Annotated in this window: 13 protein-coding genes; 12 read left to right on the forward strand and 1 reads right to left on the reverse strand. The window is 70.2% G+C overall.

The features are described 5' to 3' along the window. Positions 1 to 81: 81 nt before the first annotated feature. The 7 genes from NMN56_RS03755 (at position 82) to NMN56_RS03785 (ending at position 7,175) form a co-directional block, all read left to right on the forward strand. Positions 82 to 1,890, forward strand: coding sequence for a DUF5941 domain-containing protein (locus tag NMN56_RS03755; protein ID WP_274045284.1), 1,809 nt, complete (start codon positions 82 to 84; stop codon positions 1,888 to 1,890). Further along, the gene (locus tag NMN56_RS03760) at positions 1,887 to 2,624 is read left to right on the forward strand and encodes a phosphocholine cytidylyltransferase family protein (protein WP_274045256.1); all 738 of its coding nucleotides are present in this window, start codon (positions 1,887 to 1,889) and stop codon (positions 2,622 to 2,624) included. The genes NMN56_RS03755 and NMN56_RS03760 overlap by 4 nt, the downstream gene beginning before the upstream one ends. Then, positions 2,612 to 3,673, forward strand: coding sequence for an iron-containing alcohol dehydrogenase family protein (locus tag NMN56_RS03765; protein WP_274045255.1), 1,062 nt, complete (start codon positions 2,612 to 2,614; stop codon positions 3,671 to 3,673). The genes NMN56_RS03760 and NMN56_RS03765 overlap by 13 nt, the downstream gene beginning before the upstream one ends. Beyond that, complete coding sequence (locus NMN56_RS03770) at positions 3,651 to 4,430, forward strand: CDP-alcohol phosphatidyltransferase family protein (protein ID WP_274045254.1); 780 nt, start codon at positions 3,651 to 3,653, stop codon at positions 4,428 to 4,430. Before NMN56_RS03765 ends, NMN56_RS03770 begins: the two co-directional genes overlap by 23 nt. Before the next feature lie 35 nt (positions 4,431 to 4,465). Continuing rightward, on the forward strand, positions 4,466 to 5,338 hold the full coding sequence (locus NMN56_RS03775; protein ID WP_274045283.1) for a glycosyltransferase family 2 protein: 873 nt from the start codon (positions 4,466 to 4,468) through the stop codon (positions 5,336 to 5,338). 66 nt (positions 5,339 to 5,404) lie between these two features. Then, positions 5,405 to 6,343 carry an ABC transporter permease gene (locus NMN56_RS03780; protein ID WP_274045253.1) on the forward strand — a complete coding sequence of 313 codons (939 nt, stop codon included), beginning with the start codon at positions 5,405 to 5,407 and terminating at the stop codon, positions 6,341 to 6,343. Next, entirely contained in the window at positions 6,330 to 7,175 is an 846-nt protein-coding gene (locus tag NMN56_RS03785; RefSeq protein WP_274045252.1) for an ABC transporter ATP-binding protein, read from the forward strand. The genes NMN56_RS03780 and NMN56_RS03785 overlap by 14 nt, the downstream gene beginning before the upstream one ends. A 164-nt stretch (positions 7,176 to 7,339) precedes the next feature. Here NMN56_RS03785 and NMN56_RS03790 read toward each other — a convergent pair whose 3' ends face one another. After that, positions 7,340 to 9,580, reverse strand: a complete 2,241-nt coding sequence (locus NMN56_RS03790; RefSeq protein ID WP_274045251.1) for an MMPL family transporter — start codon at positions 9,578 to 9,580, stop codon at positions 7,340 to 7,342. A gap of 82 nt (positions 9,581 to 9,662) precedes the next feature. On the opposite strand from NMN56_RS03790, the gene NMN56_RS03795 reads away from it, so the two are divergent. From NMN56_RS03795 to NMN56_RS03815, 5 genes are all read left to right on the forward strand, one after another. Further along, entirely contained in the window at positions 9,663 to 10,397 is a 735-nt protein-coding gene (locus NMN56_RS03795) for a TetR/AcrR family transcriptional regulator (protein ID WP_274045250.1), read from the forward strand. A 233-nt stretch (positions 10,398 to 10,630) separates the two neighbouring features. Further along, the gene (hpnC, locus tag NMN56_RS03800; RefSeq protein ID WP_274045249.1) at positions 10,631 to 11,533 is read left to right on the forward strand and encodes a squalene synthase HpnC; all 903 of its coding nucleotides are present in this window, start codon (positions 10,631 to 10,633) and stop codon (positions 11,531 to 11,533) included. Between the two features lie 9 nt (positions 11,534 to 11,542). Next, positions 11,543 to 12,505 carry a presqualene diphosphate synthase HpnD gene (hpnD, locus tag NMN56_RS03805; RefSeq protein WP_274045248.1) on the forward strand — a complete coding sequence of 321 codons (963 nt, stop codon included), beginning with the start codon at positions 11,543 to 11,545 and terminating at the stop codon, positions 12,503 to 12,505. Positions 12,506 to 12,595: 90 nt separating this feature from the next. Continuing rightward, positions 12,596 to 14,056, forward strand: coding sequence for a hydroxysqualene dehydroxylase HpnE (gene hpnE, locus NMN56_RS03810; protein ID WP_274045246.1), 1,461 nt, complete (start codon positions 12,596 to 12,598; stop codon positions 14,054 to 14,056). Then, a complete protein-coding gene (locus NMN56_RS03815; RefSeq protein WP_274045245.1) occupies positions 14,043 to 15,191 on the forward strand; it encodes a polyprenyl synthetase family protein in 1,149 nt (382 codons plus the stop codon). Before hpnE ends, NMN56_RS03815 begins: the two co-directional genes overlap by 14 nt. Positions 15,192 to 15,239: the final 48 nt, after the last annotated feature.

Below are 15,239 nucleotides of genomic sequence, written 5' to 3' on the forward strand. Positions count from 1 at the left end.
CGACCGGGCGAGGACGCGCGTCCTGCCCGCTGCCTGCTGTCCCCTGCGCGGGTGCGCCAGCTTCCGAGGAGTGAGTTCGTTCTGTCGACCGCTATTCTCACCGGTCCGCCGGTCGCCGGGTCGTCGCTGGAGAGCGACCTGCGGTCGCTCGGCTTCGAGGTGCGCGTGGCCGCTGACCCCGCCGGGGTGACCGCTGCCGTCTCCGCCGCACCGGTGAGCGAGCGGGTCGCCCTGGTCGACCCCGGCTTCGTGGGCCACACCCACGCGCTGCGCCTGGCACTCACCGACCCCCGCTTCCCCGCGGGTGCGGTGCCCGGCGCCGTCGGCATCGCGCCCAAGGCGCGGGAGACGCTCGCGAAGTCCCTGCCGGCGACCCCGCCCACCGCGGACAGCGTGGCCGGGCTCCTGGAAGCGGAAGGCGTCGGCGTGCACCGCCCGGAACTGGGGGTACTCGTCGCCACCGTGCCCGGTGACGAGGAGGAGCGCCGTGCGGCCGAGGCGGCCGTCGCCGCCGTCGACGACGAGGCCGTACGGCTCCGCTCGGCCGTGAAGTCCCGCGACGGCTTCTTCACCACTTTCTGCGTGAGCCCCTACTCCCGCTACCTCGCCCGCTGGAGCGCGCGCAGAGGGCTGACTCCGAACCAGGTCACCACGGCCTCACTGATCACAGCCCTCATCGCCGCCGCCTGTGCGGCGACAGGAGAGCGCGGCGGATACATCGCGGCCGGTGTGCTGCTGATCGCCTCGTTCGTGCTGGATGCGACGGACGGCCAGCTCGCCCGCTACGACCTCCAGTACTCCAAGCTCGGCGCCTGGCTGGACGCGACATTCGACCGGGCGAAGGAGTACGCGTACTACGCGGGCCTCGCCCTCGGTGCGGCCCGCGCCGACGGCGATGACGTATGGGTACTCGCGCTCGGCGCGATGCTGCTGATGACCGCGCGGCACACCGTCGACTTCTCCTTCGCCGAGTCCCACGCGGGCTCCACAGCCAACACAGCCAACACAGCCAATACGAGCCCGACGGCCGCGCTCTCCGACAAGCTGGACAGCGCCGGCTGGACCGTATGGCTACGCCGCATGATCGTGCTGCCGATCGGCGAGCGCTGGGCGCTGATCGCGGTACTGACGGCGGCGACCACCCCGCGTATCACCTTTGCCGTCCTGCTGATCGCGGGCGCCTTCGCCGCTTGCTACACCACCGCGGGCCGTCTGCTGCGCTCGCTGACCCGCAGGGCCGCGCGTACCGACCAGGCGGCGGGTGCGGTGGCCGCGCTCGCCGACAGCGGCCCGCCGGCCGGGGCCTGTGCCCGTGCGCTGGGCTCCATGCGCCTGCCGCGCTTCGGAGCGCCCGCTGTGGCACTGCTCGGTACGGCGGTGATCCTGGCCACCGCGTTCTGGACCCCGCTGGGCGGCGTCTGGCCTGTGGTGGCTGCCCTCTTCTACGTCCTCTGCTCCGGTGTGGCCGTCTCGCGCCCCCTCAAGGGGTCCCTGGACTGGCTGCTTCCGCCCCTCTTCCGTATAGCGGAATACGGCACCATCCTGGTGCTGGCCGCCCGATCCGGCGCAGACGCCGCTGTGCCCGCGGCTTTCGGGCTGGTCGCGGCGGTCGCCTACCATCACTACGACACGGTGTACCGCATCCGCGGCGGCACCGGTGCGCCTCCGCACTGGCTGGTGCGGGCGGTCGGGGGGCACGAAGGACGGACCCTGGTGGTCACGATCGCCGCAGCTCTCTGGCTGGGCGGCACTGATCACGCTCAAGGCTTCAGTATTGCGCTGACCGCGCTCGCCGTGGTCATCGCCGCCGTGGTGCTCACCGAGAGCATCCGTTTCTGGGTGTCCTCGCAAGCACCCGCTGTACACGACGAAACAGGAGAACCCGCATGATCGGCCTCGTGCTGGCCGCCGGCGCCGGAAGGCGTCTGCGCCCCTACACCGACACCCTCCCCAAGGCCCTGGTGCCCGTTGACGGTGACACGACCGTCCTCGACATCGCGCTGGCCAACTTCGCCGAGGTCGGGCTCACCGATGTCGCCGTCGTCGTGGGCTACCGCAAGGAGGCGGTGTACGAGCGCCAGGCGGCCCTGGAAGAGAAGTACGGCGTCAAGCTGACCCTCATCGACAACGACAAGGCGGAGGAGTGGAACAACGCCTACTCCCTCTACTGCGCCCGTGAGGTCTTCAAGCAGGGCGTGCTCCTGGCCAACGGCGACACCGTCCACCCCGTCTCCGTCGAGAAGACGCTGCTGGAGGCGCGCGGCGACGGCAAGAAGATCATCCTCGCCCTCGACACGGTGAAGGACCTCGCCGACGAGGAGATGAAGGTCGTCGTCGACCCCGCCAAGGGCGTCCAGCGGATCACCAAGCTGATGGACCCGGCCGAGGCGACCGGCGAGTACATCGGCCTCACCCTCATCGAGGCCGAGGCGGGCGCCGAGCTGGCCGACGCGCTCAGGACCACCTTCGAGAAGGACCCGCAGCTCTACTACGAGGACGGGTACCAGGAGCTGGTCAACCGCGGCTTCAAGGTCGACGTGGCACCGATCGGCGACATCAAGTGGGTCGAGATCGACAACCACGACGACCTCGCCAAGGGCAGGGAGATCGCATGCCAGTACTGACCCGCCTCATTCCGTCGCCCGTAGTCGTCGACATCAGCCGCGGCGCCCTGGACGACCTGGCGGGCCTGCTGGCCGATCAGCGGATCTCTTCCAAGGGAAAGCTCGCCTTCGCCATCAGCGGCGGCTCCGGTGCGGCTCTGCGTGAACGTTTCGCGCCCGAGCTGCCCAATGCCTCCTGGTACGAGGTGGGCGGCGGCACCATCGACGACGCGATCAAGCTCGGCGACGCCATGAAGTCAGGCCGCTACGACGCGGTCGTCGGCATGGGCGGCGGCAAGATCATCGACTGTGCGAAGTACGCGGCGGCGCGCATCGGCCTGCCGCTGGTCGCCGTCGCGACGAACCTGTCGCACGACGGCCTGTGCTCGCCCGTCGCGACCCTCGACAACGACGCGGGCCGCGGCTCCTACGGCGTGCCGAACCCGATCGCCGTCGTCATCGACCTCGACGTCATCCGTGAGGCTCCGGAGCGCTACATCCGCTCCGGGATCGGCGATGTGATCTCCAACATCTCGGCCGTCAAGGACTGGGAGCTGGGCCACAAGGTGCGCGGCGAGGACATCGACGGACTGGCAGCCGCCATGGCACGCCAGGCCGGCGAGGCGATCCTGCACCACCCCGGGGACGTCAGCGACGACGGCTTCCTCCAGGTCCTCGCCGAGGGCCTGGTACTGACCGGCATCTCGATGTCGGTCTCCGGCGACAGCCGTCCGGCCTCGGGTGCGTGCCACGAGATCAACCACGCCTTCGACCTGCTCTTCCCCAAGCGCGCGGCTCCGCACGGCGAGCAGTGCGGCCTCGGCGCCGCCTTCGCCACGTTTCTGCGCGGGGACAAGGACACGGCGAAGCTGATGGTCTCGGTGCTGCGTCGCCACCGCCTGCCGGTGCTGCCGCAGGACATCGGCTTCGACGCCGACGAATTCGTCAAGGTCGTCGAATACGCGCCACAGACAAGGCCCGGGCGGTACACGATCCTCGAACACCTCGACCTGTCCACCGACCAGATCAGGGACGCATACGCGGACTATGCACAAGCCATCGGTAGCTGAACTGCGCCCGGTCGTCCACCCCGAGGGTGTGAAGGACCGCCGCAGCGGTGAGCACTGGGCGGGCCGTATCTACATGCGCGAGATCTCGCTGCGTGTGGACCGGCACGTGGTGAACACCCGTATCACGCCCAACCAGCTCACCTACGTGATGACCGTCGCGGGCGCCCTCGCCGCACCAGCGCTGCTGGTGCCGGGGATCGCCGGGGCGGTCCTCGGGGTGCTCGCGGTCCAGCTCTATCTGCTGCTCGACTGTGTCGACGGCGAGGTGGCCCGCTGGAAGAAGCAGTTCTCGCTGGGCGGTGTGTACCTCGACCGCGTCGGCGCCTATCTGTGCGACGCCGCCGTCCTGGTCGGCTTCGGCCTGCGCGCCGCCGATCTGTGGGGCGAGGGGCGGGTGGACTGGCTGTGGGCCTTCCTCGGTACCCTCGCCGCGCTCGGCGCCATCCTGATCAAGGCGGAGTCCGACCTGGTCGGCGTCGCCCGCCACCAGGGCGGACTGCCGCCGGTCAAGGAGTCGGCTTCCGAGCCGCGCTCCTCCGGCATGGCACTCGCGCGCAAGGCCGCCGCCGCGCTGAAGTTCCACAGGCTGGTCCTCGGGATCGAGGCGTCCCTGCTGATTCTTCTGCTGGCCGTCGTCGACCAGATCCGGGGTGACCTCTTCTTCACCCGGCTCGGCGTCGCCGTGCTCGCGGGCATCGCGCTCGTGCAGACCCTGCTGCACCTCGTGTCCATCCTGGCCTCCAGCAGGCTCAAGTGACGGGGGGCAAAGGGGAGATGGAAACCCCGGAGCGGCTGCGGCTGGGCGCCGTGGTGCTGACGATGGGTAACCGCCCGGAGGAACTCCGGGCGCTGCTCGACTCGGTCGCCAAGCAGGACGGCGATCCCATCGAGGTCGTGGTGGTGGGTAACGGTGCGCCATTGCCCGAGCTGCCCGCAGGTGTACGGACGGTCGAACTTCCGGAAAATCTCGGCATCCCCGGTGGCCGCAACGTCGGTATCGAGGCGTTCGGTCCCTCGGGAGCCGAGGTGGACGCGCTGCTCTTCCTCGACGACGACGGGCTGCTGCCGGGCACCGATACGGCTGAACTGGTGCGCGAGGCTTTCGAGGCGGACAGGAAGCTCGGCATCATCAGCTTCCGTATCGCCGACCCGGACACGGGCGAGACGCAGCGCCGCCATGTGCCCAGGCTCCGTGCCGCCGACCCGCTGCGCTCCTCGCGGGTGACCACGTTTCTCGGCGGCGCCAACGCCACACGTACCAAGGTCATCGCCGAAGTCGGCGGCCTGCCCGACGAGTTCTTCTACGCGCACGAGGAGACCGACCTCGCCTGGCGTGCCCTGGACGCGGGCTGGAACATCGACTACCGCGCCGACATGGTGCTGCACCACCCCACAACGGCCCCCAGCAGGCACGCGGTCTACCACCGGATGGTCGCCCGCAACCGCGTCTGGCTCGCGCGCCGCAACCTTCCTGCCCTTCTGGTGCCCGTATACCTGGGGGTATGGCTGCTGCTCACGCTCGCCAGGCGGCCGTCGATGCCCGCGCTGCGGGCGTGGATGGGCGGCTTCAAGGAGGGCTGGACGTCACCTGCGGGGCCTCGGAGGCCCATGCGGTGGCGTACGGTATGGCGTCTGACGCGGCTGGGACGCCCTCCCGTGATTTGACAGGCTCGTGTCTGAGAGCATCGGCACAGGATCCACTTGCGCAGTGTGAGGACGAAAGTTTCCAACGTGAGCGAAACCCACGACAGTGCTGTCGGCGTGACACCCCCGCCGTCGCCGGACGACAGCCTGACCCCGGCCGAACTCGCGGCCAAATACGGCCTGTCGGTGAGCGGAGCACGCCCCTCGCTGCCGGAGTACACGCGGCAGCTGTGGGCACGGCGGCACTTCATTCTCGCCTTCTCCCGGGCGAAGCTGACGGCCCAGTACAGCCAGGCGAAGCTCGGCCAGTTGTGGCAGGTCGCCACCCCGCTGCTGAACGCGGCGGTCTACTTCTTCATCTTCGGCATCATCCTGGGTGGCCGGCAGGGCATCCCCGGTGGCGACAAGAACTACATCCCGTTCCTGGTCACGGGTGTCTTCGTCTTCACCTTCACCCAGACCTCGCTGCTCAACGGGGTGCGCGCCATCTCCTCGAACCTCGGCCTCGTGCGCGCGCTGCACTTCCCGCGCGCCTCGCTGCCGATCTCGATCTCGCTCCAGCAGCTCCAGCAGCTGCTGTACTCGATGATCATCCTGGTCGTCATCCTGCTCGGTTTCGGGCAGCTCCCGGCCTGGTCGTGGCTGCTGATCGTGCCCACGCTGCTCTGCCAGTTCGTGTTCAACACAGGGCTGGCGCTGACCATGGCGCGGCTGGGCAGCAAGACGCCCGACCTGGCACAGCTCATGCCCTTCGTCACCCGTACCTGGATGTACGCGTCGGGCGTGATGTTCTCGCTGCCGTTCATGCTGGAGAAGCGCCACTCACCGGGCTGGCTGATCGATGTCCTGATGGCCAACCCGGCGGCCGTCTACATGGATCTGATGCGCTTCGCGTTCATCGATGACTACACGGGCGCCGATCTTCCCTCGCACGTATGGGCGCTCGCCGTCGGCTGGGCGGTGCTGATCGGTGTCGGCGGGTTTGTTTTCTTCTGGAAGGCGGAGGAGCGTTATGGCCGTGGCTGAGCACACCGAGCGGAGCGGCGCCCCCGCCGGGGTTCCGAAGAAGACGGAGGCCGAGGCGGAGCTGACTCCTGGCCCCTGGGTACCGACCGTCATCGCCGAGGACCTGCACATCGTCTACCGGGTCTACGGCGGCTCCAAGGGCCGGGGCAGCGCGACGGCCGCACTCAACCGCATCGTCAAGCGCAGGCCGGGCGGCGGCATGCGCGAGGTGCACGCGGTCAGGGGCGTCAGCTTCACCGCGTACAGGGGCCAGGCCATCGGCCTGATCGGCTCCAACGGCTCGGGCAAGTCGACGCTGCTGAAGGCCATCGCCGGGCTGCTCCCGGCCGAGCGCGGCAGCGTCTACAGCGACGGACAGCCCTCGCTGCTCGGCGTGAACGCGGCGATGATGAACGACCTCACCGGCGAGCGGAACGTGGTGCTCGGCGGTCTCGCGATGGGCATGTCGCGTGAGGAGGTGCAGGAGCGCTACCAGGGCATCGTCGACTTCTCCGGCATCAACGAGAAGGGCGACTTCATCACCCTCCCCATGCGCACCTACTCCTCCGGCATGGCGGCCAGGCTGCGGTTCTCGATCGCCGCTGCCAAGGACCACGACGTGCTGATGATCGACGAGGCGCTGGCCACCGGCGACAAGAAGTTCCAGAAGCGCTCCGAGGCCCGCATCCGCGAGCTGCGCAAGGAGGCCGGCACGGTCTTCCTCGTCAGCCACAACAACAAGTCCATCCGCGACACGTGCGAGCGGGTGCTGTGGCTGGAGAAGGGCGAGCTGATGATCGACGGCCCGACCGACGAGGTGCTCAAGGAGTACGAGAAGTTCACGGGCAAGTAGCCCGCGCGGTCCGCTCGCCCGGCAGTCCCACCCGGGCCCGCGACACCGCCGGCACACCCCCGGCGACAGGATGACGCCCCCGCCTCGGCGGGGGCTTCATCATGTCGCCGGGATCCACGGCGTCTCACGGCGTCTCACGGCCGATCCACCGTCCTACGGCCGGTTCACCTCCCGGCCGGTGCCTTCTCCCGCTCCCCGGCCGCTGCCGGTGTCTTCCGGGCTTCCTGGTGGTCAGGGACGTCCAGGGGCTCGCCCTCGCCTGCCTCGCTGAGCCCGGCCTTGTCGTGCAGCCTGCGCAGTGGCCCGGGTGCGTACCAGGCGCTGCGTCCCAGCAGCCGCATCGCCGCCGGCACCAGCACGCCGCGCACGGCGACCGCGTCGATCAGGATCGCCAGCCCGCTGCCCAGCCCGAACATCTGGATGAAGCTGACGCTGCTGGTGGTGAAGGCGAAGAAGCTCACCGCGAGCAGCCCGGCCGCCATCGTCACGATCCGCCCCGTGCGCGAGAGCCCTCCGGTGACCGCGAGGTGGTCGTCGGCTCCCGCGTCGTGCAGCTCCTTGATGCGGCTGGTCACGAAGACCTCGTAGTCCATGGACAGGCCGAAGACGATGCAGAACATCAGCACGGTCATCGAGGTGTCCATCGGCATCGCGGTGAAGCCCAGCAGGGACGAGAGATGGCCGTCCTGGAAGATCCACACCATTGCCCCGATGGAGGCGCTGATGCTGACACCGTTGAGCACGAGCGCGCGCAGCGGCTGGACCACGCTTCCCGTGAAGAGGAAGAGCAGGATGAACGTCGAACCCAGGACCCAGCCGATCGCGGCGGGCAGGTTGTCGCCGATCGCGGACTTGGAGTCGATCAGCTCGGCGTCCTTGCCGCCGACGAGGGTTCCCGTACCGCCGGGCCCTTCCGTGGCCCGGATGTCGCGCACCAGTTCCTGTGCCTCGCCCGAGGCGGGCGTCAGGTCCGAGGTGACGGTCAGCCGGTTGACGCCGTCCTCGACGAGCCCGGCGTGCGCGGCCCCTGGCGCCTTGACCGCGCGCCCGTCCGTGTAGGTGCCGGTGGCGGCCTGTACGCGTACGACGCCTTCGAGCCCCGAGATCTTCGCCGCGTACGCCGACACCTCGTCCGGCGCCGCACGCCCCTCGGTGACGATCGGGACGGAACCCGCGTCGTTGCCTGCGAAGTCGTGCTGGACCGCGGTCGACACCTGCCGGCTCTCGGCCTCCGCGGGGAGCACGCGCTCGTCGGGGATGCCGAAGGAAGCGCCCAGCAGCGGGCTCGCCGCGAGCAGCAGCACGGCGAGTACCGGGAGCGCGGTGAGCGCGGGACGCCGCATGACCGCACCCGCCAGGCGGCCCCACAGGGGCGCGTCGGGCTTGCGCACGGCCTCGGCCCAGGGGAGGCGGCCCTTGTTGACCCGGTGCCCGAGCACGGCGAGCAGCGCGGGTACGACGATCAGCGCGGCGAGCGCGGAGATGGCGACCACGCCGATACCCGCGTAGGCGAACGTACGGAGGAAGAACGGCGGGAAGAGCAGCAGCGCCCCGAGCGCCGCCATGACGGTCGCGGCCGAGAACAGGATGGTGCGGCCCGCCGTACGGACGGTGACGCGCAGCGCGTCGGCCGTCTCGTCACCCGCCGCGAGCCGTTCCCGGAAGCGGCTGACGAGCAGCAGCCCGTAGTCGATACCGAGACCCAGGCCGAGGGCCGTGGTCAGGTTGATCGCGAACACGGAGACATCGGTGACGCTGCCGAGGAGGTACAGCTCGGCGAAGGTGCCCAGGATGGCTATCAGCCCGATGGCCAGCGGCAGCAGCGCGGCCACGACGCTGCCGAAGGCGACGACCAGCAGGATGAGGATCAGGGGTACGGCGATGGCCTCGGCGACGGCCAGGTCCTTGGAGACCTGCGAGGTGATCTCCTCGTTGAGCGCCGCCGCGCCCCCGGCGCGTACGGACACCGCACCGCGGTCACCCGTCCACTTGTCCGTGACGGCAGCCGCGTCGTCCTCGTCGATGTGCGCGAGCACCAGCGCCTGGGTGCCGTCGCGCGAGGTGAGGTCGGAGCCGCCGGGCGCCCAGTAGGAGGTGACCCGGGAGACCCCAGGTTCCTCCTTGAGCCCGTCGGTCAGCTTCTGGCCCGCCGCCTTGGCGGCCGGTGCGTCGAGCTTTCCGCTCTCGGCCTCGACGAGCAGGACCAGGTTGTCGTTGCCCCCGAACTTCTCCCCGATCACGGCGGTCGCCCGGGAGGAAGGGGAGTCCGGGTCGTCGAAGCCGCCGCCCTGGAGCTTGCCGAAGGCGCCGAAGCCGAGTGCTCCCATGGCGATCACGGCAAGGAGGGAGAGCAGCAGCACGGCACGTGCCCTGCGATGGATGAAGTCGGCAATGCGTAGGAGCACGGAGGATCCCCCGGAATCGTGTGCGGAGGCTGCGGACGGCAGTCACGCAGCGACAGATGTTTACGCCGTTAACATGGAGAGCATGGCAGGGGATGTTAATGCCGTCAACATCGGGCAGGATGGAGGCATGGAGGCGAACAGCAGAGCGACGAGGGACGCGTCGGCGACCGGGCAGGCGGGCGCCAGGGGCCGCTACCACCACGGGGACCTGCGTAACGCGCTGCTCCGCGCCGCCATCGACCTGGCGCGCGACGGCGGCCCCGACGCCGTCGTCCTGCGTGCGGCGGCCCGCGCGGCCGGTGTCTCCGCCACGGCCGCCTACCGCCACTTCGCCGGACAGGCCGAACTCCTCCACGCCGTCAAGGAGTACGCGCAGGAGCGGCTCGTCGACCGCATGGAGGAGTCGGGCCGCGAGGTGGAGGGTGAGGGGGTCGAGGCCGTCGTCGAGCGGGTGCGGGCGCTCGGCCGCGGCTACGTCATGTTCGCCATGGAGGAGCCCGGTCTTTTCCGTGCCGCCTTCTGCCGCGAGACCATCGGCTCGGTGTCGCTCGACCAGGAGGGCGCGGCGCGCGCGCTCAGCCGGCGCTGGGAGTCCCGCTCCTTCGATCTGCTCATCGAGACCCTGGACTCGCTCGTCGCCTGCGGGAAGATGGCGCCCGAACGGCGGCCGGGGGCCGAGCTGAGCGCCTGGGCGATGGTGCACGGCGTGGCCACGCTCATCCTCGACGGGCCGCTGGCCGACCTCGGCCCCGAGCAGGTACGACACGTCATCGAACGGGCGCTGACGGACGTGATCGAGGGGCTCACCGCACGCTGATCCGAACGCACCCGGCGGCTGGCTGATTCCGCACGTACACCCCTCGCACGGAGGGTTGATGTACGGCGTAAGCTGTTTCGGTGCTGAATCGCGGCAAGTCGGGCGAGGAGGTCCCGGCTGACCTGTGCCGCTGGCCCGATCCCCTGGCCAGCGCGTGCGGCGTGTCCGAAATAGGCTGTTCATTCATAGCGGTGTAGAAACGGAGATGTGACGGCAATGGCCATGGGCAGCACGTGGTGACCGCGGAGGAGGACGCGCACGCGCGCGCCGTGCTCTCCAAGGCCAAGCGCGAGAACTTCCCGGTGGCACCCCGCTTCCTCCCTCGCGAATGGCGGGACGACCTGATGGCCGTCTACGGATTCGCCCGCCTCGTCGACGACATCGGCGACAGCGACATCGCCTCGGGCGAGGCCCACGCGACCTATCTGGGCCTCCCCACCGACCAGGCGGACGACCCCCTGGCCATGCTCGACGCCTTCGAGGCCGACGTACGCCGTGTCTTCGCGCGCGCGGGCCCCGAGCCGGGCCACCCCCTGCTGCGCGCCCTCGTCCCGACCGTTCGCCGCTGCGCGCTGACGCCCGACTCTTTTCTCGCCCTGATCGAGGCCAACCGGCAGGACCAGAAGGTGCGCAGGTACGCCACCTACGCCGAACTCGCCGCGTACTGCGAGCTGTCGGCCAACCCCGTGGGCCGCCTCGTCCTCGCCATCACCGGCACAGCGACCCCCGAGCGGCTGCGCCGCTCCGACGCCGTCTGCACGGGACTCCAGATCATCGAGCACCTCCAGGACGTCGCGGAGGATCTCGGCAGGGGTCGTATCTATCTCCCGGCCGAGGACATGGACCGCTTCCGGGTCGCCGAGGCCGACCTCAAGGCATCCACGGCGAACGCCTCCGTACGCGCTCTGATCGCCTACGAGACCGAGCGCGCGCTGGCCCTGCTGGACGAGGGGACGCCGCTCGTGCGCAGCGTGCGCGGCAGGCTGCGGCTGCTGCTCGCCGGGTTCACCGGCGGCGGGCGGGCCGCGGCTGCGGCCATCAGGGCGGCGCGGTACGACGTACTGGCGGGGACTCCCCGGGCGGGCACACTCGGCGTACTGCGGGAATCCTGGACGAGCCTGCGAAAAGAGGGGTGACGGGCAACCATGGAGAAAGGCAGAGCCGGATCCAGGTCCGCGCGGCAGACGCCGCCCCCGCAAGTGGCCGCCGCCTACCAGTACTGCGAGGCCGTCACAGGACAGCAGGCCCGTAACTTCGCGTACGGCATCAGACTTCTGCCGGCGGCCAAACGGCAGGCGATGTCGGCGCTCTACGCCTTTTCCCGGCGGGTGGACGACATCGGTGACGGGGCGCTGGAGCAGACGGCGAAGGAAGAGCGGCTGGAGGAGACACGCCAGCTGCTCTCGCGTATCAGGGAGGGTGGTGTCTCCTGGGACGACACCGACCCGGTCGCCGTCGCGCTCAGTCATGCCGCACAGCAGTTCCCTCTGCCGCTCGGCGGTCTCGACGAGCTGATCGACGGCGTGCTGATGGACGTGCACGGAGCCACGTACGAGACCTGGGAGGACCTGAAGGCGTACTGCCGCTGTGTGGCGGGCGCGATCGGACGGCTCTCCCTCGGCGTCTTCGGCACGGTACCCGGCGCGCGTGACGCCGCCCGCGCCGCCGAGTACGCCGATACTCTGGGGCTGGCGCTCCAACTCACCAATATTCTCCGCGACGTCAGGGAAGACGCGGACAACGGGCGTACATACCTTCCTGCGGAGGATCTCGACAAATTCGGGTGCTCCGCCGGCTTTCTCAGCGATACGGTTCCCACCGGCGCCGACTTCACGGGACTGGTTCACTTCGAAGTGAGGCGTGCCCGTGCGCTGTTCGCAGAGGGGTACCGCTTGTTGCCGATGCTCGACCGACGCTCAGGGGCATGTGTCGCCGCCATGGCCGGGATCTACCACCGCCTGCTGGACCGTATCTCCGCCGACCCGGGCGCCGTTCTGCGCGGCAGGGTCTCGCTGCCCGGGCGGGAGAAAGCGTTCGTCGCGGTGCGCGGGCTCTCCGGCTTCGACGCGAGGCTGGTGTCACGGCAGGCGTCCCGGCGGAGCGCCTGATGCCGGGTCACCGGGCAACCCGGCACGCGGGGGAGGCGTCCCAGCGGTCACGGACCACACGGAACTGCAGGATCCAGGGGAGGAGCGCGCATGACGGCCGACGATGTGTGGTCCGGTGAGCGTCCGGCGAGGTCCCGGCGCGCTGTGGTGCTCGGCGGCGGTCTCGCGGGGACGACGGCGGCGCTGCGGCTCGCCGAGGCCGGCATGGAGACCACGCTCATCGAGACCCGCCCCCGGCTCGGTGGGCTCGCCTTCTCCTTCCCCAGGGATTCGCCGGCCGGCGAGCTGACCGTCGACAACGGCCAGCACGTCTATCTGCGCTGCTGCACCGCCTACAGCTGGTTCCTTGAGCGGGTCGGTGCCGCGGGACTCGCGCCGCTCCAGGAGCGCCTCGACGTACCCGTACTGGACGTCGGCCGCGAGCGGCCCCGGCTCGGCCGGCTGCGGCGCACCGAACTTCCCGTGCCCCTTCACCTGGCGGCCAGCCTCGCGACCTATCCGCACCTCTCGGTCGCCCAGCGTGCCTCGGTCGGCCGTGCCGCGCTGGCGCTCAAGGGGCTGGACCCGGCCGATCCCGCGCTGGACGGCGTCGACTTCGGCACCTGGCTGCACCGGCACGGACAGTCGCGGCGCACCGTCGAGGCGCTGTGGGACCTGGTGGGTACGGCGACCCTCAACGCCCGCGCGCCCGAGGCGTCCATGGGCCTGGCCGCCATGGTCTTCAAGACGGGGCTGCTGTCCGACCCCGGCGCGGCCGACATCGGCTGGGCCCACGTACCGCTCGGCGACATCCACGACGTCCTGGCGCGGGCCGCGCTGGAGAAGGCCGGGGTGCGCACGCTGCTGCGTACCCGTGCGCGCTCCGTCGTCCCCGCGGGAGAGGGCGGCGGATGGCGTGTGACGGTAGGTCAGGGTCCGGGAGAAGCCGAAGAGCTGGACGCCGGCACCGTCGTGCTGGCCGTACCGCAGCGCGAGGCGCACGGGCTGCTGCCCGACGGTGCGCTGGCCGATCCCGGCAAACTGCTGGACATCGGCACCTCGCCGATCCTCAATGTTCACGTGATCTACGACCGCAAGGTGCTGCGGCGCCCCTTCTTCACCGCGATCGGCACCCCCGTCCAGTGGGTGTTCGACCGTACGTCCGCCTCCGGGATGACCGGGGAGGGGCAGTATCTGGCGCTCTCCCAGTCGGTGGCGCACGAGGAGATCGACCTGCCGGTCGCCACGCTCCGCGAGCGCTATCTCCCTGAGCTGGAGCGGCTGTTGCCCGCGGCGCGCGGCGCCGGTGTGCGGGACTTCTTCGTCACCAGGGAGCGCACCGCCACGTTCACACCGTCTCCCGGCGTCGGCCGTCTGCGCCCGGGAGCACGCACCTCGGCGCCCGGTGTCTTCCTCGCGGGCGCGTGGACCGCGACGGGGTGGCCGGCGACCATGGAAAGCGCTGTACGCAGCGGAGCGACAGCCGCGCGCGAGGCTCTCGTCGCGTTGGGCCGTCCGTATGAGCAGGACCCGGTCCCCGGCATCGAAGGAATGGCCCATGAGCACCATTGACGCAGCGAGTTCGGCCAGCAAGACAGCACCGCACAGAGGAGACCCTGTGACCCCGGCGAAGCAACGCCTCGACAACGAGCCCGGCGAGGCAGTCGACACCCAGAGCGTGCGGGAGCTGCTGGAGCGTGGGCGTACGCTCACGACTCCCGTGCTGCGTGCCGCCGTGGACAGACTGGCGTCCCCCATGGACACCGTCGCTGCCTACCACTTCGGCTGGATCGACACCGACGGCCGCCCCTCGTCGGGCGACGGCGGCAAGGCCGTGCGGCCCGCGCTCGCGCTGCTGTCGGCCGAGGCGGCCGGCGCCGTGCCGGAGACCGGCGTACCCGGGGCCGTTGCCGTGGAGCTGGTGCACAACTTCTCCCTGCTGCACGACGACCTCATGGACGGGGACGAGCAGCGCAGGCACCGTGACACCGTGTGGAAAGTGCACGGGCCCGCGCAGGCCATCCTCGTCGGCGACGCCCTCTTCGCGCTGGCCGGCGAGATACTGCTGGAGCTGGGCACGCCCGAGGCCGGCCGCGCGACGCGGCGGCTGACGCTGGCGACCCGCAGGCTCATCGACGGCCAGGCGCAGGACATCTCCTACGAGCACCGTGATGTCGTCACGGTCGAGGAGTGCCTGGACATGGAGGGCAACAAGACCGGGGCGCTGCTTGCCTGTGCCGCCTCCATCGGTGCCGTGCTCGGCGGGGCCGACGACCGTACGGCCGACGCGCTGGCGTCCTACGGTCACCACCTGGGGCTCGCCTTCCAGGCGGTGGACGACCTGCTCGGCATCTGGGGCGATCCGGAGAGCACGGGCAAGCAGACCTGGAGCGACCTGCGGCAGCGCAAGAAGTCACTGCCCGTTGCCGCCGCGCTCGGTGCCCAGGGCGAAGCCGCCACCCGGCTCGCCAAGCTGATGGCAGCCGACGCGAAGAAGAGCCAGGCAGAGTTCGAAGACTTCGACGAGGCCGAATTCGCCGAGCGTGCGGCGCTGATCGAGCAGGCCGGTGGCAGGGAGTGGACGTCGCAGGAGGCTCAGCGGCAGCACACGACGGCCCTGGCTGCGCTCGACTCCGTCGACATGCCGGGCAGGGTGCGGGAGCAACTCGCCGCACTGGCCGACTTCGTCGTCGTACGACAGAGGTGACATTCTTGGCAAGCCGCTTAGATCCGATCACTTCGGACACTTCGGAAG

It is taken from the genome of Streptomyces iconiensis (assembly GCF_028657195.3).
In the GTDB taxonomy this organism is placed as follows: Bacteria; Actinomycetota; Actinomycetes; order Streptomycetales; family Streptomycetaceae; genus Streptomyces; species Streptomyces iconiensis.

Bases quoted from the DNA above. Each gene is read 5' to 3' on its own strand.
- NMN56_RS03760 (WP_274045256.1), top strand. From the start codon at position 1,887: ATGATCGGCCTCGTGCTGGCCGCCGGCGCCGGAAGGCGTCTGCGCCCC.
- NMN56_RS03765 (WP_274045255.1), top strand. From the start codon at position 2,612: ATGCCAGTACTGACCCGCCTCATTCCGTCGCCCGTAGTCGTCGACATC.
- NMN56_RS03770 (WP_274045254.1), top strand. From the start codon at position 3,651: ATGCACAAGCCATCGGTAGCTGAACTGCGCCCGGTCGTCCACCCCGAG.
- NMN56_RS03785 (WP_274045252.1), top strand. From the start codon at position 6,330: ATGGCCGTGGCTGAGCACACCGAGCGGAGCGGCGCCCCCGCCGGGGTT.
- NMN56_RS03795 (WP_274045250.1), top strand. From the start codon at position 9,663: ATGGCAGGGGATGTTAATGCCGTCAACATCGGGCAGGATGGAGGCATG.
- hpnD (WP_274045248.1), top strand. From the start codon at position 11,543: ATGGAGAAAGGCAGAGCCGGATCCAGGTCCGCGCGGCAGACGCCGCCC.
- hpnE (WP_274045246.1), top strand. From the start codon at position 12,596: ATGACGGCCGACGATGTGTGGTCCGGTGAGCGTCCGGCGAGGTCCCGG.
- NMN56_RS03815 (WP_274045245.1), top strand. From the start codon at position 14,043: ATGAGCACCATTGACGCAGCGAGTTCGGCCAGCAAGACAGCACCGCAC.